This window comes from Marinifilum sp. N1E240 (assembly GCF_009295825.1).
In the GTDB taxonomy this organism is placed as follows: domain Bacteria; phylum Bacteroidota; class Bacteroidia; order Bacteroidales; family Marinifilaceae; genus Marinifilum_A; species Marinifilum_A sediminis.
The window spans coordinates 1,127,503-1,150,632 of record NZ_WHKF01000001.1 but is presented as its reverse complement, the minus strand read 5'-3'; the positions used below and the strand labels follow the sequence as shown (position 1 = coordinate 1,150,632).

17 protein-coding genes and 1 tRNA gene are annotated in these 23,130 nt (G+C 36.3%); 4 read left to right on the top strand and 14 right to left on the bottom strand.

Annotated features, from left to right (window positions below):
• Position 1: 1 nt before the first annotated feature.
• From GCQ56_RS04665 to GCQ56_RS04655, 3 genes are all read right to left on the bottom strand, one after another.
• Positions 2 to 1,195: an isocitrate/isopropylmalate dehydrogenase family protein gene (locus GCQ56_RS04665; RefSeq protein ID WP_152733205.1), complete on the bottom strand. Its 1,194-nt coding sequence runs from the start codon at positions 1,193 to 1,195 to the stop codon at positions 2 to 4.
• A 147-nt stretch (positions 1,196 to 1,342) separates the two neighbouring features.
• The gene (locus GCQ56_RS04660) at positions 1,343 to 2,149 is read right to left on the bottom strand and encodes a toxin-antitoxin system YwqK family antitoxin (protein ID WP_152733204.1); all 807 of its coding nucleotides are present in this window, start codon (positions 2,147 to 2,149) and stop codon (positions 1,343 to 1,345) included.
• A gap of 70 nt (positions 2,150 to 2,219) precedes the next feature.
• A complete protein-coding gene (locus GCQ56_RS04655) occupies positions 2,220 to 5,477 on the bottom strand; it encodes an exodeoxyribonuclease V subunit beta (protein ID WP_152733203.1) in 3,258 nt (1,085 codons plus the stop codon).
• 372 nt (positions 5,478 to 5,849) lie between these two features.
• On the opposite strand from GCQ56_RS04655, the gene GCQ56_RS04650 reads away from it, so the two are divergent.
• Positions 5,850 to 9,731: a fibronectin type III domain-containing protein gene (locus GCQ56_RS04650; protein WP_152733202.1), complete on the top strand. Its 3,882-nt coding sequence runs from the start codon at positions 5,850 to 5,852 to the stop codon at positions 9,729 to 9,731.
• Positions 9,732 to 9,903: 172 nt separating this feature from the next.
• On the top strand, positions 9,904 to 10,308 hold the full coding sequence (locus GCQ56_RS04645) for a DUF6146 family protein (protein WP_152733201.1): 405 nt from the start codon (positions 9,904 to 9,906) through the stop codon (positions 10,306 to 10,308).
• A 60-nt stretch (positions 10,309 to 10,368) separates the two neighbouring features.
• Here GCQ56_RS04645 and GCQ56_RS04640 read toward each other — a convergent pair whose 3' ends face one another.
• Positions 10,369 to 11,253 (bottom strand): DUF3078 domain-containing protein, encoded by an 885-nt coding sequence (locus GCQ56_RS04640; protein WP_152733200.1) that lies wholly within the window; start codon positions 11,251 to 11,253, stop codon positions 10,369 to 10,371.
• A gap of 207 nt (positions 11,254 to 11,460) precedes the next feature.
• Between GCQ56_RS04640 and mnmA the strand changes: the two genes are divergently transcribed.
• Entirely contained in the window at positions 11,461 to 12,633 is a 1,173-nt protein-coding gene (gene mnmA / locus GCQ56_RS04635) for a tRNA 2-thiouridine(34) synthase MnmA (protein WP_152733199.1), read from the top strand.
• 59 nt (positions 12,634 to 12,692) lie between these two features.
• On the opposite strand, the gene GCQ56_RS04630 is transcribed toward mnmA, so the two are convergent.
• From GCQ56_RS04630 to GCQ56_RS04590, 9 genes are all read right to left on the bottom strand, one after another.
• Entirely contained in the window at positions 12,693 to 13,061 is a 369-nt protein-coding gene (locus GCQ56_RS04630; RefSeq protein ID WP_152733198.1) for a hypothetical protein, read from the bottom strand.
• Positions 13,062 to 13,074: 13 nt separating this feature from the next.
• Complete coding sequence (locus tag GCQ56_RS04625; RefSeq protein ID WP_152733197.1) at positions 13,075 to 13,524, bottom strand: hypothetical protein; 450 nt, start codon at positions 13,522 to 13,524, stop codon at positions 13,075 to 13,077.
• Between the two features lie 203 nt (positions 13,525 to 13,727).
• Complete coding sequence (locus GCQ56_RS04620) at positions 13,728 to 15,380, bottom strand: M43 family zinc metalloprotease (protein WP_152733196.1); 1,653 nt, start codon at positions 15,378 to 15,380, stop codon at positions 13,728 to 13,730.
• 4 nt (positions 15,381 to 15,384) lie between these two features.
• Positions 15,385 to 15,984: a hypothetical protein gene (locus tag GCQ56_RS04615; protein WP_152733195.1), complete on the bottom strand. Its 600-nt coding sequence runs from the start codon at positions 15,982 to 15,984 to the stop codon at positions 15,385 to 15,387.
• A 375-nt stretch (positions 15,985 to 16,359) separates the two neighbouring features.
• Complete coding sequence (locus tag GCQ56_RS04610; RefSeq protein ID WP_152733194.1) at positions 16,360 to 17,025, bottom strand: hypothetical protein; 666 nt, start codon at positions 17,023 to 17,025, stop codon at positions 16,360 to 16,362.
• 359 nt (positions 17,026 to 17,384) lie between these two features.
• Complete coding sequence (locus tag GCQ56_RS04605; protein WP_152733193.1) at positions 17,385 to 18,014, bottom strand: hypothetical protein; 630 nt, start codon at positions 18,012 to 18,014, stop codon at positions 17,385 to 17,387.
• Positions 18,015 to 18,088: 74 nt separating this feature from the next.
• Positions 18,089 to 18,823, bottom strand: coding sequence for a nucleotidyltransferase family protein (locus tag GCQ56_RS04600; RefSeq protein WP_227005990.1), 735 nt, complete (start codon positions 18,821 to 18,823; stop codon positions 18,089 to 18,091).
• Positions 18,824 to 19,130: 307 nt separating this feature from the next.
• On the bottom strand, positions 19,131 to 20,570 hold the full coding sequence (locus tag GCQ56_RS04595) for a phosphotransferase (RefSeq protein ID WP_152733192.1): 1,440 nt from the start codon (positions 20,568 to 20,570) through the stop codon (positions 19,131 to 19,133).
• Positions 20,571 to 20,664: 94 nt separating this feature from the next.
• On the bottom strand, positions 20,665 to 21,366 hold the full coding sequence (locus GCQ56_RS04590) for a DUF554 domain-containing protein (protein WP_152733191.1): 702 nt from the start codon (positions 21,364 to 21,366) through the stop codon (positions 20,665 to 20,667).
• Between the two features lie 187 nt (positions 21,367 to 21,553).
• Between GCQ56_RS04590 and GCQ56_RS04585 the strand changes: the two genes are divergently transcribed.
• Complete coding sequence (locus GCQ56_RS04585) at positions 21,554 to 22,963, top strand: M64 family metallopeptidase (protein WP_152733190.1); 1,410 nt, start codon at positions 21,554 to 21,556, stop codon at positions 22,961 to 22,963.
• A 53-nt stretch (positions 22,964 to 23,016) separates the two neighbouring features.
• Here GCQ56_RS04585 and GCQ56_RS04580 read toward each other — a convergent pair.
• Positions 23,017 to 23,100 (bottom strand) — tRNA-Leu (locus tag GCQ56_RS04580).
• Between the last annotated feature and the right edge of the window lie 30 nt (positions 23,101 to 23,130).

Here is a 23,130-nt window from a genome sequence, read left to right as displayed (position 1 = left end):
ATTACAATTTTTCAATAATTGCATTTGCCATTTCAATAGTAGATGCAGCTCCATTTTGAATCACTTCAGGCTTTCCTGACATTTTCATCATATCGTAGGTTTGAACCTTTCCTTCGAGGATTACTTCAGCAACTGCCTTTCTAATTTTACTGGCATTTTCTTTTTCGCCAATATAATCCAGCATCATGCAAGCTGATTCCACCATTGCTACTGGATTTACTATTGGAATTTCATAATCTGCATATTTTGGTGCAGATCCATGAGTAGGCTCAAAAACAGCGACTCCTTCGTCTGACATTTGTGCACTACAAGCAAAGCCCAAACCTCCTATTAATCCGGCGAAAGCATCCGAAACAATATCTCCAAACATATTTCCAGCTACAATAACACCGTAATTCTCTGGGTTCTTGGTCAACCACATCATTTGAGCATCAATATTGGTATTCCACAATTCTATTTCCGGATATTCCTTCTTCTGAATTTCCTGAGCCAGCTTAAACATCATCCCCGAGGTTTCCCTTATCACATTCGGCTTTTCACAAACTGTAACCGATTTATACTTGTATTTTCGGGCATAATCAAAAGCAGCTCTTAAAATTCTTGTAGTTCCATTTTTTGTGAAAATTCTAGTTGAGATTGACAGTTCTTCACGAGGAACGGCACCAAAGTTCTTCACGAATTTCGGATGACTGGTTAATGCAGCATAAACCGTATTGTCGGGATTGGACCACTCAACTCCTCCATACAAACCTTCTGTATTCTGCCTAAAAATAGCCACATCAACCATTGGTTCTTCAAACGAACCACTTGTGCTTCTGCGAATAAAATTCAGTGGATTTCCCTGATAAGTTTTACATGGACGAATGCAAATATCCAAATTAAAATGTTGACGCAATCCCACAATAGGACTGGAATACACAAAGCCTTTTTCTCTTAATTCGGGAGCAAGTTCATTAAATGCATCATCCTTTGGTTTAGAAGTAATAGCTCCAAACAAACCGATTTTATGCTCCTCTAATAATTTAATAGTACGCTCGGGAAGTGGGTTACCTTCCTTACACCAAAACTCCCATCCAATATCAGCTTCGATATAATTGGCATGGAAGCCTGATGCAGATAAAATTCTCTTGGTCTCGTCAAGTACAACACGCCCAATACCATCGCCTGGCATGCTTACAATAGTTCTCGTAGTCATTGTTCAGTGTTTTAGTAAATTAGTGTGATGAGTTATCTCTCTTAAAGATAAGAAATTAAGATCTGAGAAGAAAAATTGCTTTATCAGTTTTCGCAAATAAAAAAAGCTCCTTAAAAGGAGCTTTATATCTATCAAATTGATTTTTTACTATTGATTCCGAATGGATATTGGAACATTTTTCGTGATAACTCTTTTATTTTGGTATCGAGTTGTTTCAATTGCTATGATTTTAAAGTCGGTAATCACCTGTTTTCCTCTATTCACTTTAAACTTAAAAGTAGCAACACCTTTTTTGACATCCATTCTACTAAAACCACGACCATCTTCAGGAATATATTTTCCATCCACTAAATCACCAAAAAAGAATTCAACCTTGCTTCTATCGTTACTCAATTTCATTTTAAGAATGTACTCTCCTGCAGTCTTTAACCTGTCAATTCTTTCTACCCTAATTGATGGAGTAGATTTAACTTTACCTGTATTTGATATTTCTTTTAGTCCAGTACTAAGCATGTTATCATGATATTCCATTTCTGATTTCAGCTTTCCCGATTCCCAATATTTACGCTGGAATCCCGATTTCTTTCCTTTTTTATACTCTGTCTCTCTATAAATTTTTCCACTTTTATAATACCACAACACTTTACCATGCTTCATTCCATCTACATAAGGAATATCGTATTGCTTCTCTCCAGATTTATAAAAAGTAAAACTTGTTCCTATTTTTTTTCCGTCCTTATAATTAACAACAGATTTAATATTGCCATTTTCATAAAGATATTTTTTCTCCCCATTTTTCTTCTGTAAGGACTTACTAAATTTCTTATCCTCTTTTTCACGTTTTTGTTTTTTTGTTTCCTCTTTAATGGTCGAAAAAGATTCAATTCCAGATACAATTATATCACACGAATTAAATAGGAATAAAGATGCTAGCAGAATAATTATAAATCTCATATGGTGTATTTATTTTTTAAGATATGTTCAGCAAGATAATCATTTTTTTAACTGTTTAATAGGATCTAAACTATACTTCTACAAGTTCAGATAGTTTACCATAAAGCACAACACCTTTAACCTCATCGAAACCCAATTGCTGAATTAATTTTTTATAAGTCGACACCTGTTTTTCGTATTTTTTATGCTTTTTCTTACCAAATTTAAAATCGATCACAATGGCTGTTTTTTCATTATATATAACTCTATCGGGTCTGTAAACATCACCATTCCCTTTTAAAATATCTCGCTCGTTTACGACCGTCCATTCCTTCGAAAACCAAGAAGAAAACTTAGGGTCATTTAAAAGTTCTCTTGCAAAATCTCTAACCTCATCAGCTTGCTTTCCATCTAACTCTCCATTTCTTTGCAACAGACTAACAGCATCGTTTAAATCATCCTGATATTCTATTAATTCAAACAATCGGTGTAATATATTCCCTCTTGTTGCAGGAGATAACGTTTTAATAGAATCATTGCTCATAACACCTTCCTTTGATTTAAAACGTAAAACCAAACGATCATTTAGAAGAGAAGCAGGATAATTGATCATTTTCTCCTTTTCTCTTTTATCAGATTCATCTTTCTTTTTACCCTTTATTTCTCCCAATTCGAACACTTTACCTTCATCATTCCAATTATCTATTAATGAAATGAGCTTATTGCCAAAGAAATCCGATGGAAACTCATTCGACTTTTCGAAGGCAAATTTTAGCAAATCAGCAACCGTTCTTAGCTCCTTATTGCCTGTTAATGGAGAATAACTGATAAACACCTCCTCAGCTCTAGTTTGAGCCACATATAAGAGATTTAAATTATCAATATAGGATTGCAATTTCTCAGAAAAATACTCCTCGTAATAAATGGTATCTTTTAAAGTACTTGCATAACGAACAGGCAATACATCCAAAACATTAAACCCTTCCACTTTAGGTTGGCACCAGAGAATATTTGTGTGTTTTGTATTGTCTAAATCCCAATTGCAAAATGGTAAAATTACAGCCTTAAATTCCAGTCCTTTCGATTTGTGAATGGTCATAATGCGAATCGCATCCTGATCGTCTGAAACGGAAATCACTTCCTTATCTTTTCGATCTTGCCAATGCAGTACAAATGAATTCAAATCAGGAGAATCACTCTTTGTAAATCCCAAAACAAAATCCTGGAAAGCTTCTAAAAATGGATAATCTTGAGGATTTTCATTCAGATTAAACATCTGAATCAATTTCTCAGTTAAATCATACAAAGGCTGACGTTTCAATTCTGAAATCGCCTCAACAAATTCAGTTGGAAAGACATCATTAAAATTATCATCCTTACCCACAACATACAATTCGTCGCCAGACAAATCTGACTTATCCTTCACATACAAACAATACTCTTGTCGTAAAAAGCCAATGTTTATTTTATCATCAGGATTAACCAAATATTGAAGCAAATGAACCAAAAAATTGATTGCCGAAGAATTTTTCAGATACAAAGAATCATTTGAAATCACATCGTAATTCACATCCTCCCTTGCCATTTCACTCGCACGATATGCCATAAGTGTATCAGCAACCAAACCACCTTCTTTACCATTTCGAACCAAAATTGCAATATCTCTGGCGCTATATCCATTGGCTTGCAATTCCTCAACCTTTAGTGGAATGTCTTCCAAAACTGGCTCGGTCCAATCTCTTTCTGAATCTTTCTCAATAAAATGCGATTTCACGTATCCCGGTAATTTCTCACCTTTATTTGGATAATGCTGGTATACATCCTGATATGCATTTACGATTTTTTCCTGTTCCTCACTTAAACTTTCAGATATTTCATTTGGAATTGAAGCATTGTAGTCATTTTGTAATAGTTGAGCTCCAAGAGCAAAAACAGCATTATTAAAATCAATAACATTTTTGGTACTTCGCCAATTGTAATTCAAGCTCATTCCATTTACACCAAAACTCTCAAAGTCAATATCCAATTGATCTGCAAGCAATTTCCAGTCTCCGTTTCGCCATCTGTAAATGGATTGTTTTACATCACCCACAACCAAAGAGCGTTGATTTTCTGCCAAAGAATTTCCAACCAATGGTCTAAAATTATCCCATTGCATCGATGAAGTATCCTGAAACTCATCAATCATAAAGTGTTTGTATACATTCCCTATTTTCTCATAAATAAAAGGAGAATCATTCTCTCCAATAATATTTCTCAGAAGTCTACTGGCATCTGATAAAAGAAAAATATTTTCACTCTCTGAAAATTCTCTCACTTTTTTCGAAAGATCAGTAAGAATTCCTAAGGTGTAGATATAACTCAAGGTCTTATCGGTAGAACGATAAAGCATTCCCTGCTCTTCGTAATATTTTACAGCATCCTTCAAGAGCTGATTCAAACCGGCATCAAATGCACTTTCAACCGCTTTTTTGGTTTCTGCGGAAGCTTTTCCTGCGTACCATTTCTTAGGCGTATCAATTGCAGCTTTTGCTCTGGCTCCTGGTTCAAATTTAGTTCCCGTACCAAGACTTGTTAAATATCCTGCTACACCCGATTTTCCATACGAGAAATCAGAAACATCCAAAGCATGATTCTCCACTACGTTTCTAGCTTTTTCTCCAACTTGAGCAAAGTAAGTTTCAAACTCCTCTTTTATTTCATTCAATATCTTTCGATACCCACTTAAAAATTTCTTATCGGATAATTTATCAATTAGTGTTCCCGAGAAATTCTGAAAATCCTCTTTGAACACCTCTCCTCCTAAAACAAGTATATCTTGCTTAAAGTTCCAGGTTTTTCCTTCGTGAATTTTATTTTCAGCAAATGAGGTAAGCCAGGATCTCAATTGTTTATCATCATCAACATCTTGCAACAATAAATCCGTTACTTCATTCAAAACACGTCCTTGATCAAGCTCAATATTATAGCCCATTTGCAAACCAATTTCACGTGTAAATGAGCGAACAATTTTCTGAAAGAAACTATCAATAGTAGTCACAGAAAAACGAGAATAGTCATGTAGCATTCTATTCAAAATTTCTGTTGCTCGCTGCTTCAATTCAGCAGCACTTAATTTATTTTCTTCACATAAAGCATCTGCATAAGGAGAATCATTCCCAGAAGAAATCACATGAATTTCTTTCAAGATCCTGGATTTCATCTCATCCGTGGCTTTATTTGTAAAGGTTACGGCAAGAATACTTTTGTAGTTTGATGGATCCTGAAAAACCAATTTCAAAAACTCTCCTGTTAAGGTATAAGTCTTTCCAGATCCGGCTGATGCTCTATATATATTTAATTCTGACATTATTTATCGTATTACAATCCGAAAGTACGAATTTATGAATCGTATAGGAATGAAAAGTTCAATATTATTTTAATAAACCTGATACAAAATATTTGGCATTAAAAATCATATTGTTTTTTTTGACCAAATTTCTTATTTACTTAACTTTTAAAATAGTTTAATTTTAAATAATCTTCTCCTAAACAATCAAATTGTCATTCTCTTTTATAATCCTACCCTATAGAGCTGTTATATCATTTACATTAAAAACATACATAACATTCATCCTTATTTCACTCTAAATCATTTTAAAACAATAGTATTGATTAACAGATCTTTTTTAACTAACTTATTCATTATTATCAAAATATTCACTTTTTAAACCAACCAATTATGAAAAGATTTTTTACTCTTTTTATTTGTTTAATCTTTATTGTGGGAACTGGATATTCCCAAACCAAAGCCATTAATGCGGATGGAAAATACAAAGGAATAATCCGTATTAAATTCGAACAAAAAGAAAACCAAAAAGTAGATGCCCTGCATCAAGTTCTTCTCGAAGCAAAAAAAGTGTCCTTAAAAAACAAACCGGAATTTGTTAAAACCAACATTGAAGGACTTAACAGAGTAAATGAAAAATTTAAAGCTCATAAAATGCGTCGTGTTTTTCGTCATGCTGGTAAATTCGAAGCCAAGCACAGAAAACATGGCTTGCACTTATGGTACGAACTTGAATTTAACTCTTCAACACCGGTTTCTCAACTAATAAGCTCTTATAGTAATGTTGCCGAAATTTCCATGGCTGAAGGTGTTCACGCCACTCGTCTTGTTGGTGCTGAAAATGGACAAGAAATAGAACCAACTGCATTAGCTTCTGGTACAAATGATCCATTATTCTCTGAGCAATGGCATTATGAAAATACCGGACAAAATGATGGTACAGCTGGTGCCGATATTAGTCTATTGGAAGCCTGGCAAGTTGAAACTGGTAATCCTAGTGTAATTGTTGCAGTAGAAGATGGTGGAGTAGATTTCGACCATATCGATTTGGCTGCAAACATGTGGGTAAATACTGGTGAAATTCCAGGAAACGGAATTGATGATGATAGCAATGGCTATGTTGACGATGTTTATGGATATAATTTCGCTGATGATACTGGTGATATTTATGTTGGTGACCATGGTACTCATGTTGCTGGAACTGTAGCTGCGGTTACCAATAATGGTGTTGGTGTAAGTGGTGTTGCCGGTGGTAGTGGAAATAACGATGGTGTTAAAATCATGTCATGTAATGTATTTGGATCAACCAATGGTGGTTTTGCTGAAGCCTATACTTATGCAGCCGACAATGGTGCTGTTATTTCACAAAATAGCTGGAGTTACTCCTATCCTTACCAATACGATCAGGCGGTTCTTGATGGAATCGACTATTTTATTGCCAATGCAGGTGGACCTAATGCTCCAATGAATGGTGGTATTGTTATTTTCTCAGCGGGGAACAGCAATTCTCAAAGTAGATATTATCCATCATATTACGATAGCGTACTCGCTGTAGCTGCAACCAATAAAAATGATGTAAAATCGTACTATTCAAACTATGGAACATGGGTTGATATTGCTGCTCCAGGTGGTGAATTGGAAACAACCAATGAAGATCCAACAGCTGTTCTTAGTACGTTCCCTGATGATAAGTATGGTGTTTTCCAGGGAACATCAATGGCTGCTCCTCACGTTTCGGGTGTTGCTGCCTTAATTGTATCAAAATATGCAGGTAATATTACACCTAGCGAAGTTTGGAGTAAATTGGTAGACAACACAGATCCAATTGACGCTTTAAACGACAGTCAATATGCAGGAAAATTAGGTTCAGGTAGAATGAATGCCCACAAAGCATTAACTGATGATAACTTACCTTCAGTTCCTTCTGGTTTAACTGCAACTAATGTTACTCAAACCACTTTCACGATTGAGTGGAATAGTGTAAACGGAGCAACTAGCTACGATTTACAAGTTAGAGAACAAGGTGGAAGCTGGACAAGCTATAATACAACAGCTGTAACTTACGATTACTCTGGAGCTACGGCTGGTACAACTTATGAATTTCAGGTAAGAGCAAATAATGATGCTGGCTCAAGCGGTTATTCTGCTACTGCTTCTGTAACAACAGAAGAGGCACCAACTGCTCCTGATACTCCAGTAGGCTTATCTGCTTCGGCAATAACCTACAATTCGATGACAATTAGCTGGGATGCTACAAGCGATGCCGATGACTATGATTTACAAGTTCGACCAAACGGTGGTACATGGACAACAATCAATCAAATTGGAACATCCTATGATTATACTTCACTAAGTGCCGAAACAACTTATGAATTCAGAGTTAGAGCTAACAACAATATTGGTTCAAGTGATTATACGGCAGTCGTAAATGCAACAACTTTGGTTGCCCCAACTGCTCCTGACACGCCAGTAGGTTTAACCGCTACAGACATCACTTACAACTCAATGACCATTAGTTGGGACGCAACAGCAGATACTGATGACTATGATTTACAAGTTCGTCCAAATGCTGGTACATGGACTACCATCAATCAAGTTGGAACTTCATACAATTACACATCATTAACTGCAGAAACAACTTATGAGTTCCGCGTTCGAGCAAATAATGGAATAGGATCAAGTAGCTATTCTGCTATTGCTAACGCAACAACTCTTGAAGCTCCATCAGCTCCTGTAACTCCGGTTAATTTAGCAGCTTCAGCAATTGCATACAACTCCATGACAATTGGTTGGGATGCTACAGCAGATACTGATGATTACGACCTTCAGGTTCGTCCTAATGGAGGTTCATGGACTACCATCAACCAAGTTGGAACTACATATAACTACACAGGCTTAACAGGAAATACAACTTATGAATTTCAAGTTCGAGCAAATAATGCATTTGGTTCAAGTGCCTATTCAGGAATTGTTTCCGCAACAACTTTGGAAGAACCAACCGTTCCGGGAATTCCTCAAAATGTGACTGCTTCAAATGTAACCTACAATTCATTTACCATCAATTGGGATGCAGTTGCTGATGCCGACGATTACGATGTAGACATTAGAATATCAGGTGGCAATTGGGAATCATTTAATACCAATGCAACATCACAAGATTACAGTCCTACTGATGCATCATCAGTTTATGAATTCCGTGTTAGGGCCAATAATGATGTTGGTTCAGGAACTTATTCTGCTATAGGTAACTTAACAACCGATCCTCTTCCTGTTCCTGAAATTCCAACTGGCTTAATGGCTTCCAATATTACTTCAAGTGCTTTCGAATTAAGTTGGAACTCTATACAGTTCGCAGATAACTACGATGTTCAGGTTAGAGAGCTTGATGGGGCATGGGAATCTTTCTCAACATCCTCAACTAGTTTTGATTACACAGGTGCATTTGCTGAAACCACTTACGAATATCAAGTTAGAGCTACAAATGATTCAGGTGATAGTGACTACACCGGAATTCAATCCTTAACTACTTTAGGTGAATCTCCAACTCCTGAATATTGTGAATCCTATGGTAAAAAGACCAGATATCAATACATTGATTTGGTTGAGTTTGCTGATATGAGTAATCCTTCGGGCGATGATGGTGGATATGGTGATTATACCGGATTGGTTGCAAGTGTTGCTCCAGGTGGAAATTACACTTTAAACTTCTCATTGGCATACAAATCAAGGACCTACACAAGCAACTGGAAAATATATATCGATTTTAATCGCGATGGTACTTTCTCAAATAACGAATTAGTAACTTCTGGTTATACGGTTAGTTCTGGTATTTCTTCTACAAATGTTTCGGTTCCTGCTGATGCAGTATTGGGACACACAAGAATGAGAGTTATTCTGAAACACAGAAGAGCTGCTTCAAGTGCTTGTCAGGTTTTCAGCCAGGGTGAAGTAGAAGACTACACCATTAACATTTCCGACACAGCTCCTTCTTTAGCTAGCAAGACCATGACTTTTGGTTTACCATTAAGTGATACTCCTCCGGTTGAAGAATTGAAATTGTATCCAAATCCTGCTAAAGATTTCGTGAATTTGTTTATTCAAGGAAACATTCAATCGAGAGTTCGTATTAGTTCAATTACGGGTAAAACCATTAAGATTATGACTCTTGATATGGAAAATAATAACATTGATATTTCAGAACTTCCTTCAGGAATGTATTTCATTTCGATTGAAGATGGTGAAGAAATCATCACTAAAAAATTAATTAAATTGTAATCAATTACTACATACTTTTAAAGGCAGGTGTTTATCATCTGCCTTTTTCTTTTAATAGCAGTTATTCTGCAACTTTTTCATACCTTAAACGTTACTTATTATATACTCTCTAAAGAAATTGATTTTATCAATACTGCACAGTTTATCTTTTCATCTTAAAATCGTTTTTACAATGAAAAACTTGATTTTAATTCTATTCATCTCGCTAATAATTGGAGCTTGCAGTAGTTATTCTTCTTTAAATAAATCAGAAACACAGAAGGTGGAAACTGCCGAAGCAATCATTAAAGATAGTACTGAATATGAACTACTAATTTTAGATATTGGTTTCGAAAGTTGGTTTGCAACAAGAAATACAAGCTCTACAGCCCATTCAAATAGCTACTATCGAAATTGGAATCAACAATACATTTCGGAATGGAACAGACTACATACTCAAGGTCATCCTTATTTTGAAAACTATATCGATTACAGTCCTTTCGAAAAATATGGTTTTGATATCAATTACAAATTGTATCATTACTTTCTTTTTGTTGAGGATAAAACTGGAATAACACTTGTTCGGCGAGGGAGGTAAAAAACAAAAAGGAAGAACCACATCGTGATTCTTCCTTTTTTCATGATCCAATTTATTTATCTAAAACTTATAAGCCAATCCTAAACCAACAATCTCTTTAAACTGAATTTTTGGTCCTTTATTTACACCTTCATCATTAATATAGTCTACATCATCGTCGTAAACCAATGAAGTATTAATTGTAGCAGTCAACACACTATTGATTTTCATATTTATCATCACATCCCAGGTAACATCAATGTTCCCAAAGCTTTCCGAATAGTTGGTGAATAAATCCAAGGTACTTTGCAAATTCACATTCTTCATGATATCTTTTGCCAAAGCCAACTTTGTAAATGCACCAAACTCACCTCTGAACTTATCTCCTGCATCAACACCAAATGCTCCTGCATCAGACAAATCATCGTCGTTTACATAGGTCATTTTACTAGTTAAAGGTGAAAGATAAGCCGAGAATATTTCGTTTGGCTTGTAATCCATACCCAAAGAGAAAGTGATGTATGCAGGCGCCATAAAATTTGAAACCTTTACATCATCAACTCCATCCTCGCTGCTGTAATTGTATCCTTTTGCAAACTGAGTTTTAAAATCAAGTAAAGCAGTGTAAAACCAATGTCCTCCATTTTTATATCCATACTTCGATGTAAAATCAATCTTATCAATACTTTTTCGAACTCCTTCGTCACCTTGTTTTACCAATCCATATTCCAATTTCATGGTGTTCTCCCAACTGTTTTTTCCCTTATTGAAATTTGCATGCAAATCTAAAAGGGCATTAGTAGAAACTGCATTGTCTCCACCTCCCGACCAATTGGTTAATGAAGTTTGCGAAAATGTAATGGAAGCCAATCCTCCTTTTTTCCAGTAGGAAGTATCTTGTTTTTCCTGAGCTGTTACAGTAAAAGCAAACATTGTAACAAGCACTAATAGGGCAATTTTTCTCATATAATTAAATTTTAGTTATCAGTTATTATCAAGTGGAATGAACAAATTCCGCTTTTTTATCTTTAATCGAAGTTAACTCATTTTAGCAATTCTTAAAAATTCATAACAATATTTATATAAAAGTATATCTGCAATTCGTCATGCACAATTGGCACATAGCCAAAAAATGAATACTTTTGCCCCTTGAAAAACAAGGAGATTAAATTGATGAAGAAAAAAGTTGTAATCGGACTGTCGGGTGGAGTCGACTCAAGTGTTGCTGCTCATTTACTAATTGAGCAAGGCTATGAAGTGGAAGCACTTTTCATGCAAAACTGGAATGATACAGTCGGATTAAAATCGGAAGAGTGTCCTTTCGAAGAGGATGTTTTATTCGCTCAAATGGTTGCCAAGAAATTGGGCATTCCTTTCCACTTTGTGGATTTGAGCACTGAGTATCGTGCACAAGTAATCGATTATATGTTTGCCGAGTACGAGAAAGGAAAAACACCAAACCCGGATGTATTGTGTAATCGAGAGATTAAATTCGATGTTTTCCTAAAGAAAGCTGTAGAATTAGGTGCCGATTACGTTGCAACAGGTCACTATTGCCAAAAGGAAACCATTGTTAAAGATGGTAAGGAAATATATCGATTGATTGCCGGAGAAGACAACAATAAAGATCAGTCTTACTTTTTATGCCAGCTTTCGCAGGAACAATTGTCGAAAGCGATGTTCCCAATTGGGCATATCGAAAAGCCTGAGGTGAGAGAAATTGCGCGTCGCGAAAAAATGGCTTCTGCTGAGAAGAAGGATTCTCAAGGTATCTGTTTTGTAGGAAAAGTAGATCTACCAGTATTTCTTCAGCAAAAACTGAAAGCTAAAAAAGGAAAGATCATTGAAATCATGGCTGATAAAGCCAAGGAGATCATTCCACAGTCAACAGCTTTGGAAGATATTTCGCAACCGTATCAATTCACAGCTGATATGGGAAACGAAGTGGGAACTCACAACGGAGCTCATTTCTTCACTGTTGGTCAGCGTAAAGGATTAAATGTTGGCGGAAAAGCTGAACCTTTGTTCGTAATTGGAACCGATGTAAAAGAAAATATCGTTTATGTTGGAATGGGACACGAGCATCCATTGCTAATGCGTAAGGCTTTGTTTATTCCTAAAGAGGAAATTCACTTTATTCGTGAAGATTTACGCCCAACTGAGGATTGTGAAAGAAGATACGACATCAGAATTCGTTACCGCCAGCCTTTACAAAAAGGTACCATCGTATTTAAAGAGGAAGGTTTATACATCCATTTTGATGAACCTCAACGTGCCGTAGTTTCGGGTCAGTTCGCTGCCTGGTACGAAGAAGGGGAATTGATTGGTTCTGGTGTGATTGATTAACTATAATATTTATAAAGCCATTCATTTTTGAGTGGCTTTCTTTTTTGTGAATCAACTGATTATTCATCCTGCACATAAATCAATGTTTTTTCAAAATTTTCAAGGAAATCAGCAGTACAATCACATTCTGCACTTATGCCTATAAATTTACAGTGTACTGTACCGTCGCAATTGTATATTACCCAACCTCCATCGTAAGTTCCTGGGCAATCGTGAACTCCAATAAATTCTTCTCCTTCGTAGGTATATAAGTATATTTCAGTACAAAAGCTTTTTTCCAAAAGCTCCTGAAGCCACTGTATATTTTCTTGTGGGTTTTCTACACCACAAGCACAGTTTTCTTCTTCACTATCTTCATCACAACAGTTGGCAATTAGCATGATAGATGCCAATAATAGAAATGGCAATAATTTAATTTTCACTTTCATAATTTTTCAACATTTATTCATAACTAACTACTTTTTTGATTATTAATCGTTTTACAACAGGAGGAGCAATATTATGAGGACATATTATCGGTGGGTCGGTAGAAAAAAGATGTGATTGTTCCTCCTCATCTTCTGTTAACTCACGATATTCAAAATTCAATCGAATTCCAACTGCTTGGGGAATAGAATTAGGGATACCTATTTTCGCAAAATAAGGTACGCCAATTGCATTTTGATAAGTAATTATTTCATCTTCTTCACCTAACACAGTAAATGGCAAACCAATTCCCTGAGGTTCTTCCACATCAATTATAACTATTTCTCCATAACATCCACCTGTTATTTCTATAATTGTTCCTTTTGCATGATAAGAAGGCAATTCATCATCTTTTTCACATCCTACCCCAATGAACAAGAAAAGACAGGTGAAAATGAACAAATGTTTAAATCCAATTGTTTTCATGATTTCAATTTTTGGTTAGCGTTTCTTTTAATCTACTGATGTTCAAACCTTAAAATGGTTGCATTGATTTTACTTAAAACTCTCTATCAAGTACTTTTGTCAGCTTTATCTTATCTAATACCTTGCGTGTGCTTTACAAATGATTTTTGTTTAAAAAAACTGAGAGTCACATTTCAATATGACTCTCAGCTATTCAATAAAATTTATCTTTGAACCTTCAACTGTTGCTTGTGAACTTTACCATTAACAATTATATGTAGAAAGTAAATTCCCTCATCTAAATTATTGGTGGGTATTTGTAGTTTCTTGCTTCTCGATTTCATTTGCTTTACCAAACCTTTTCTCTCATGCCATATTTGAATTTCATACTCTCCTATTCCATTTGATTGTTCTGTAACAGGAACACTTATCATTACTGGTGATGACTTTTGATACTCCGTAATTTCGTTAGCACTGTAAAAATTCAATTCGGTATATTCATTGGCTGGATTAGGACTTGCAAGCATAAATAATGGCTCTTCCACCTCAAAAAACAACCTATTTTCATAAGAACCACACTGGTTTGTTTGTGTTGAGTAAATGAAACCTATTCCCCCTTCTCTCCTACTTGCCCTATAATGTGCTTTCATCGCATCCCCCTCAATGTTATCCAGCGGACCTGTAAAAGACCAATCTGAATTTTGAATTCCTTGTGAAAAATGATCCCCACTTGAATAATCTACCAAAACAATTCCTGGCGCACCAACATCTAAACTAGTTGTTCCAAATAATGTAAAAGAGGGCTTCCCTACCCAAACCTCTTTCCGTGGCAAAGTAATATCACCATTGCTGTTGGTTAGAGTAGCTTCTATCCAACCCGCATCACATACAGTTGATGAACTCGCCTTAACTGTTACACTCTCACCTGTATTTACTGAGGAGAATGTGATGTTGGAGCTGGAGGACCAAGTAACTGTTGTATTTGCAGGTAGATTCTCTAATGAGAATGATTCTCCAGAAGTACAAATTAACTTCACTCCATTAATATAGTAACTTAACGTATTTTGTAATATAGTAGTATTTTTAATAAAATCTCGCATTCTATTTATTTGTATTTGGGAATACGATATTCGACATGGCTTATATGAATATGACATTATATTTGAGACATCAGGATTATATCTATCTCCATTTGAATCAGTACCAGTTCCTATGTAGTTACAACTATTTCTAGACCATTGATTAGGATCTGCAGGCGTATCAGCAATGTAGTCACCACATGTAGTTGAGTTATTTCCATTAACGAGTTCAGCACATTGATGAACATCTCCTCCGCCTTCATTTACTGTTCCATGATGTGTATGATATAAGCCTAAACAATGTCCCATTTCATGAGGAAGACTTGATGTACTATAAAAACTACCATGAACTATAAATGCTGTTGACGGGATATTCTGTGCTAAACCTGCCCCGATCCAAATCGTGGATTCACCCAGCACATAAATATCTATTGCATTAGTTTTCCTGTTGACCGAAAAAAGCTCATCCTCTTTTCCATTAAAATCATCATAATAGTAATCGTTATCTATAAAATCAGAACCTAATAAAGTAAATTGAATTCCTGTCTCGGAAAAATTACTATTCAAAGAGTTTATTATTGTTGATGTAATGTTTTGACTTAATCCCTGACCACTACCACTTCTAACTATATGAACAAAAACATTTAATATGAATGTCATTGAAATCTGACTTGATTTTGTAGACTTACTAAAAATCCATTCTGGTGGAGTGGAAGCTGAAGTTAAACAATTATCTTGCGCTCTCGAATTATAAAAACTGATCAGGATAAGAATAATTAGAACTAATAATTTTTTCATTGATTTAGTTTTTTCGAGTAATTATAAATATGAACTTATAATCATCAATATTGGCATCTGGTTGATTGTAATAAAAGGGGATGGCTTTTGCGATGAAGATCTTAAAAGGGGTTCCCTCTATTGCAGTGCCTTCACCAAACAAATTAATGAACTCATCATTGTAATATGAATCATCATCTAAATTAGCTGGTGCAGATTTCAGTTCATTAATTTGGCTCAATACATCTTGTACATCATTCTCATCGTTCTTATAAGGTAAAGCCCCACAAGGTTTAGATTTTACCTCGAGATAAGAATCCCCATCACCTAGTTGTAAATAAACATGTACTCTAATATTCAGCGATCCTTCAGAACTATCTCCAAAATCCATAAGCGAACAATCTACTCGAACGTTATCTTTAATGTCATTTATTGAGAGAATTATGCTTTGCTCATTGTCATTTATCTCTTTGCTATCTCCATACTTTAATTCAAATACATTTAACAAAGAGCCAACCTCATTTTCATTAAGAGATGTTTCCTGATTGTTATCATCACACCCCACACCTAATAAAAGACAAATGCACGTAAGCATAATCAGGTGTTTTAATTTTAAAGTTTTCATGATTCTTTTGAGTTAGTTTATATTCGTTTAGTTAATTGATGTTCAAGAACTACATTAGTTGCTTCCAATTCGAAAAATATGCCGTGCAAGCTTACAAAGCCCATTTCACTTTTGTCTAACTAGCCGTGTAAGCTTACAAAGACTATTTTCATTTCGGAAAGTATACTGTGTAAGCTTACACATCTTATTTTTATTTTTGAAAGTATGCTGTGCTAGCTTACAAAGTATGTTCTACGGTTTTGTAATATGCTGTGTAATGTTACACAAGCCATTTTTATTTTTAAAAACATGCTGTGTTAACTTACATGAGGTGTTTTATTTTTGGAAAGTATGCTGTGTAAGTTTACAAAGCATACTTTCCATTCTTTTGTAGGACTATGCATCAACTGTTTCTTCTATCTCTTCTATTTTTTTCTTTGATACAGTTTGCGGGAACAGGCGATTGGCAAAAGTTTTGCCAAACATTTTTATGGCATCCAAATAGTTATGCTCGTACTGCTTGCGCAAATTTGCCTGTGCTACTTCTTCGTTGGCAACTGCCGTTCGTACATTGGTTTTTGCTTGTTGCAATGCGCTTAAGGAGCTTCGTACTTTGGCAATGTTTTCTTCTAAGGGAGTAATTTGAGCAGAGAGGCTGTGTTCTGCGCCCAGAGATTTAATTCGCTCTTTTATTTCCTCGGCAGCATCGGCTTTTTTTGCGAACGAATAGCGAAGAATGGAAGAATAACCCCCATTAGGAAATAAGAGCTTGTAAACCGATTGAGCAGGATTTTCCCTATCGTGCTGCTTTGCAGCATCGGATATGGTTCGGATACGATCGTCTAATCCGCCTTCGTTAAACAACAAATCGTCGTAAGCATTGTCTTGCAACAATTTAACCTTTTTGGTTTCGAGGTGCTTTTCATCCAATACACTAATGAATGGATCAATTTTATTAGCGAATTCTGCCGCACCTTTGGTTTGTTTACAGCTACGGGAATGACGAAGTGAATTGTTAATATGCACTTCGGATGACATGGAATCATTTAATTGTCTAGCCATTGTTAATCGATTTTGGTTATTTATTGATGTTCACCTTGGTGAGTGAATCTTACTCTCAATTTTATACTCCAATCAATCCAACGCCTCGAATCCTACTTCTCAATAATCATTTCAAACATCTTATTACTATACTTCAATGTTTATTTTTATGATCACATACTAAATTATATTATTTTCAGTTAACAGACAAATATGCAGGTGTGTTTTCACTGCCATTTTTTCATTCAAATACTAATGATTCGTATTTTCATCAGTAAAAAAGATCCTTTTACAAGATTTAACCCTATAAAAAAAGTGCACCCGAAGGCACACTTTCAACTATTTTATTTGCCAGACATCTTTAGATGCTAAGCAACTGTTTACTCTTTCAATTTCTTACTTACATATACGAAGAATTCTACCGCAGCAATAAACAACAAGGTGTAGCCAAACAATTCACTTCCCTCTTCTACTGCATTTTTCACCCAGCGCTGAACTGGTTCCAGTTTCTCCACATCGAATAATGCTCTCCAAACTTTCTTGGTTCCGAACAAGCGAGAGAATACAAATACCCCTAAGAATCCTGCAATAAAAGTTCCAAATGCTGGCGTTGTGAAGAACTCTTCCAGGTTTTCCCAGATTTGCTGGCGCTTGCGATAAACCAAAAACAGGGACAGTAGCAATACAAACATTGCAAACGGAAACCAGGCTCCATGATAAATCTTGTCGAAGTATACATCGAACTCACGAATTAGGGCCACCAATGCTCCACCACCAAACAGGTAGGAAATGGCTTGATGCTTTCGGGAACGAACTCCTGCCAAAATAAATGCAAAACTGGTTAGCAACAAGAACATTTGCTGCATCCACTCAGTTTGCGAGCCTTCACCAAACTTTCCTCCATCAATTAATATTCCTGCATCGCTTTTGATAATAAGAGCTGATGCTGCCACAGGAATGGCATACAATACCACGCGAACTGCTGCGAAGATGATAGGTTTTAAATTCATGTTTTTATATTTTAAAATGTCTAATAATCTAAAGGTAAAATGGTCGAACAGTTAAATAGTCCAACATTCGTAATTTATAATTCGTAATTCTTAATTAAACCCTCTGCTTTCTGTAATTGTTCTGGTTTTCCCAGATCGAACCAAAGATCCGATTGATCGGCGAAGGCAATCATTTTTTGAGTTTTTGCCAATCGCAAATACAAATCGATGATGGAGAATTTTCCTTCCTCCTCAATTAAATCGAACAATTTTGCATCCACCAAATGAATGCCTGAAAAAGCCATTGGCTGCGATTCATTCATATCGGTACGAGCTACTTTGGTTTCTCCCGTTTTACAATTCTTCCATCCTGTCAGTTGTTTGTTTGCATTAAAATACAAATAACGACTACTCTCTCGTTTCCGCATCACCATGCTCACCAAAGCTTCCGATTTTTGATGACCTTCAATCAATTCATTCAAATCTATAGTAGAGAGAATATCAACATTGTAAATCAGGACAGGAGCATTGGGAATGAACAGGTCTTTTGCCTTTTTCAGACCTCCCCCAGTATCCAACAACTTTTCTCTTTCATCTGATATGCGAATATCTACACCAAAATTATCATTCTCCTTCAGGAAATCCTCAATTAAATCGGCAAAGTGATGCACATTAATCACAATGCGATCAACTCCAAGATCCTTTAATTTACCAATGGCTCTTTCCAAAAGTGGCTTTCCAGCCAATTCGACCAAAGCTTTGGGTTTCGAATTGGTATAAGGTTTAAGACGAGTTCCCAAACCCGCCGCAAAAATCATTGCATTCAACATTATTTCAGTTATCAGTAAACAAAGACCAGTAAACAGTGATCAATGAACGGTTATCAGATTATGGTACTCTGTAAAAAAGCTACAAGCCTCAAGCTATAAGATGTAAAATTCAAAATCTCACCACTCAAATCTAATTCAAATTATCGGTAAAAAATCTTGTCTTTATCTAATTTAATTCTCTCCGCCTTGCACAATTTATTTGCATTCTTGGCGACTCGATTGCACTTCGGACAAACAAACTCCTCCTTATTGCAAACCTTATCGGCATATTCTTTTGGCGATAATTTACAACGTTTCCTTCCCATTCTTAATTGCCTTCTATTTCTCTCTCGATGTGTTTCAGTGTAATGTTAACATCGAATTTTTCTCGTAAGTGTTTTGCCAAACTTTCAGCAGAAAACACCGAACGATGTCTGCCTCCTGTACAACCAAAACTAACCTGTAAATTGTGGAACTTTCTGCTAATGTACTTGTCCACACTCATATCAACTATGCTGAAAACGGATGTTAAAAATTCATCCATCTCCGTTTTTTCCTTAAAGAAATCAATCACGGGTTGATCTTTCCCTGTCATCTCCACATATTCCTGGTATCTTCCCGGATTGTGAATCGCTCTGCAATCGAACACGAATCCACCTCCGTTCGTCGTTTTATCCAAAGGAATTCCCCTACGATACGAGAAACTGTTGATCTCTACATGCAATTTCACCTCTTCCTCTTTGCCTACCTGCTGTAAAAATTCCGAACCAATCACTTCGCGAAGTGCTTTGGTCAATTCCGGTAATTCTACAGGCATATCCACACGATTCAGAATGGTTTCCAAATTGCGAAGGGCAAAAGGAATCGACTTTAAGAAGTGTTCCTTTCTCTCGTAAAACCCACGGAAACCATAAGCACCCATTGCCTGCATGATACGAATTAATACATATCCCTGGAAAAAGGAATGGAAGGCTTTTGCATCCACTGCCTGTACTTTCTGAATCTCCTGAAGATAGTGATCCAGCAACTCATCACGTACTTCTTGAGGTAAATCTGCCTTAGCATCGTAAAGTAAAGACGCCAAATCGTATTGTAAGGCTCCTTTTCTTCCTCCCTGATAATCGATGAACCAAGGTTCTCCATTTACCAACATTACGTTACGGGACTGAAAATCGCGATACAAAAAGTAATCACGAGGTGCATCCAAAAGGTAATCTGAAAATTTCTGAAAATCATTCTCTAGCAATTGCTCATCGAAAGGAATCTTAGCCAATTTCAGAAAATAATATTTAAAATAGTGCAAGTCCCAAATCATCGATTGCTTATCGAAACTATCTCTTGGGTAACATGCCGAATAATCCAATCCTTCTTTACCCTCAACCTGAAAGCGTACCAGCTGTGTAATGATCTTTTTGTAGATCACAACCAAATCGGTAGCAAAACCCTCTCCCACTCTTAGGTGAAGAATGTAATCAAATAAAGTAGTCTTTCCTAAATCCTGTAGCAAATAGATATTTTGCTCATCGTCCTGATGATAGATCTCGGGAACAGGCAATTTTTTAGAAGCAAAATGCTTGCTGAAACTTACAAATGCATGATTTTCTTTTTTATCGGCATTGTAGGCACCAAGAACCGTTCTTTTCTCGCCAATAATACGAATGTACTCTCGGTATGAACCCGATTGTGGCAAATCTTCTGTATCTATAACTTTATCGTCTGCCCAATTTTCGTACAAGCGGATAAGGGCGTTTTTAGTCTCTTTTTTCAATCTAATTTCAATTTATGAATTCCCGGATAATTTTCGGACGTACAAATTTACAAAAATATATAGTACCTAATGGCATTTTACTCCTAGCTTACAATTAAACCATCTTCAAGTAGCCCAATTGAAGCAATACATAGCACAAAAGTATCTCAACCAGCAAAGCCGGAAGCATATTTAAAACCTTTATCTTTTTTATTTCTAAAATACTCAGACCAAGACCAATAATCAACACGCCTCCAATTCCAGTGATCTCATCAATAATGAATTCCGGAATGATCTCTCCAAATAATGCCGCCAATAAAGTGAGTCCTCCCTGATAAATTAATAGAGGCACAACCGAGAACAAAACACCTATTCCCAATACTGCTGCCAAAGCAACCGAGGAAATACCATCCATCAACGATTTGGTAAAGAGTAAACTTGGCTCTTTGCCCATTCCCTCTTCAAAACTTCCCAGGATGGTCATCGCTCCCATGCAAAACAACATAAAAGCAGTAAGCAATCCCGTAGAGAAATTGGCATCCTTATTCCCAACTCTTTTTTTTAGTTTTTCGCTCAATTTTTCAACTCGCTCTTCCAATTGCAGGAATTCTCCAATAAGCGCTCCTACCACCAGGCTAAGAATCATGATCAGGAATTTACTGGCTTCCAACGCCATACTTATCCCCAGATAAAGAGTAAAAATCCCAATAGCTTGAAATACGATTGTAAACAATCTTTCCGGAATTTTTGAACGAAATATCAAACCCACGCTTCCTCCCACAAGAATTGCTGCCACATTTACCAATGTTCCTATCATAAAAAGAGTCTTTAATTTGCGAAAATCTAAATTAAAAGAAATTATTGGAAGCTGAACGGAATAAATCAAAAAGACGACTGCTTTTTTTGAAAGAATCTGATTTAGGATATGACATTAAACATCTTTCGAACAAGAGATATTCCTTATCTTGTACAGCCAAAACAACACGACAAAAAACACCAATACTATGAAGAAAATTTTTATGTTTGCTATACTGCTAACGGGCATTTCCCTTTTAGCTAATGCACAATATGCCGATTACTTTACCAATGCTACCATGCGATTGGATTACAATCATGTGGGAACAGCAAATGAAGAACATTTTGCGTTCGACCAAATGGTTAACGATGGAGAGTGGGCTGGAAGTAAAACCGTTTTAATTGATGAATTGAGATTGGGAAAGTACTTCTTTGAAGTTAAAGATGCTGCAAGTGGGAAACTGCTTTATTCAAGAGGATATTCAAGCATTTACGGAGAATGGGAAACCACGCCTGAGGCAGAAAAAGAATGGGGAAGTTTTCATGAATCCCTTCGTTTTCCATGGCCTAAAAAAGAGGTTGATGTGACCATCTCGAAACGTAACATCAAAAATGGTTTCGATCCAGTTTGGACTTACAAAGTAAACCCTAAGCATCATCGTGCCTTTATCAATCCTGTAAAAGATCATTACAATACAATTGATATTGTGGTAAATGGAAAACCTGAAAAACAAGTTGACATTGTAGTTTTGGGTGAAGGTTATGCTAAAGAAGATATGGGGAAATTTAAGAAGGATGCTAAGCGCTTTGCTGAAGTTCTTTTAAATACAGAACCTTATGCTTCTTTTAAAGATAAATTCTCAATCAGAGCTGTTGAAACACCATCGCCTGATTCTGGTGTAAATCATCCTCATCAGGACATTCACACTCGTTCTGCCCTATCGGTTACCTATGGTGCTTTCGATTCTCAGCGTTACGCATTGGGATACGATAACAAAACCATTCGTGATGCTGCAGCTGCGGTTCCTTACGAATTTACAGCTATCTTAATGAACGATTCCATTTATGGTGGTGGCGGAATCTACAACCTATACATTACAGCTGCAGTTGATAATGCTTTCCAGGAATACCTGTTTGTTCACGAATTTGGACACCATTTTGCCGATTTAGCTGATGAGTATTACACCTCGGCAACTGCTTACGAAATGGATGCTGAACATTTAGAGCCATGGGAATTGAACGTAACTGCCAATACCGATCCGGCAACCATTAAATGGAAAGATATTGTAACACCAGGAACTCCTATACCAACGCCATGGGAAAAGGAAAAATACGACATACACAGTATCGATGTTCAGAAAAAGCGCGTGGAAATGCGCAAAGCTAAGGTAGAAGAGAAAGTAATGGAAGACTTCTTTATCAAGAAGCGTAGCTGGGATAATGAACTACTTTCCAACATGAAACACAGCGGTGAAGTGGGTGCTTTTGAAGGGGCTCAATACAAAGCCACCGGATTGTACAGAAGTGCTGCCAACTGTATCATGTTTACCCGCCACGATGAATTTTGTCCGGCTTGCCAGCGAGCTATTGGTTTGATTATCGAGCAGAATACGAAATAACAATTAACTCTTAGATATAAAAAAAGCGATTCAGAATTGAATCGCTTTTTTTGTGCTCAGAACAAGACTCGAACTTGCACGACCATAAGGCCACCAGCCCCTCAAGCTGGCGTGTCTACCAATTCCACCACCTGAGCAAGGGTTAGCAAAATTAACAAAAAAGTAAG

Coding starts and splice junctions, on each gene's coding strand:
- GCQ56_RS04590 (WP_152733191.1), bottom strand. CDS start 21,366: ATGATAGGAACATTGGTAAATGTGGCAGCAATTCTTGTGGGAGGAAGC.
- GCQ56_RS04640 (WP_152733200.1), bottom strand. CDS start 11,253: ATGAGAAAAATTGCCCTATTAGTGCTTGTTACAATGTTTGCTTTTACT.
- GCQ56_RS04665 (WP_152733205.1), bottom strand. CDS start 1,195: ATGACTACGAGAACTATTGTAAGCATGCCAGGCGATGGTATTGGGCGT.
- GCQ56_RS04615 (WP_152733195.1), bottom strand. CDS start 15,984: ATGAAAACTTTAAAATTAAAACACCTGATTATGCTTACGTGCATTTGT.
- GCQ56_RS04630 (WP_152733198.1), bottom strand. CDS start 13,061: ATGAAAGTGAAAATTAAATTATTGCCATTTCTATTATTGGCATCTATC.
- GCQ56_RS04660 (WP_152733204.1), bottom strand. CDS start 2,149: ATGAGATTTATAATTATTCTGCTAGCATCTTTATTCCTATTTAATTCG.
- GCQ56_RS04610 (WP_152733194.1), bottom strand. CDS start 17,025: ATGGCTAGACAATTAAATGATTCCATGTCATCCGAAGTGCATATTAAC.
- GCQ56_RS04620 (WP_152733196.1), bottom strand. CDS start 15,380: ATGAAAAAATTATTAGTTCTAATTATTCTTATCCTGATCAGTTTTTAT.
- GCQ56_RS04650 (WP_152733202.1), top strand. CDS start 5,850: ATGAAAAGATTTTTTACTCTTTTTATTTGTTTAATCTTTATTGTGGGA.
- GCQ56_RS04585 (WP_152733190.1), top strand. CDS start 21,554: ATGAAGAAAATTTTTATGTTTGCTATACTGCTAACGGGCATTTCCCTT.
- GCQ56_RS04655 (WP_152733203.1), bottom strand. CDS start 5,477: ATGTCAGAATTAAATATATATAGAGCATCAGCCGGATCTGGAAAGACT.
- mnmA (WP_152733199.1), top strand. CDS start 11,461: ATGAAGAAAAAAGTTGTAATCGGACTGTCGGGTGGAGTCGACTCAAGT.
- GCQ56_RS04645 (WP_152733201.1), top strand. CDS start 9,904: ATGAAAAACTTGATTTTAATTCTATTCATCTCGCTAATAATTGGAGCT.
- GCQ56_RS04625 (WP_152733197.1), bottom strand. CDS start 13,524: ATGAAAACAATTGGATTTAAACATTTGTTCATTTTCACCTGTCTTTTC.
- GCQ56_RS04605 (WP_152733193.1), bottom strand. CDS start 18,014: ATGAATTTAAAACCTATCATCTTCGCAGCAGTTCGCGTGGTATTGTAT.
- GCQ56_RS04600 (WP_227005990.1), bottom strand. CDS start 18,823: ATGTTGAATGCAATGATTTTTGCGGCGGGTTTGGGAACTCGTCTTAAA.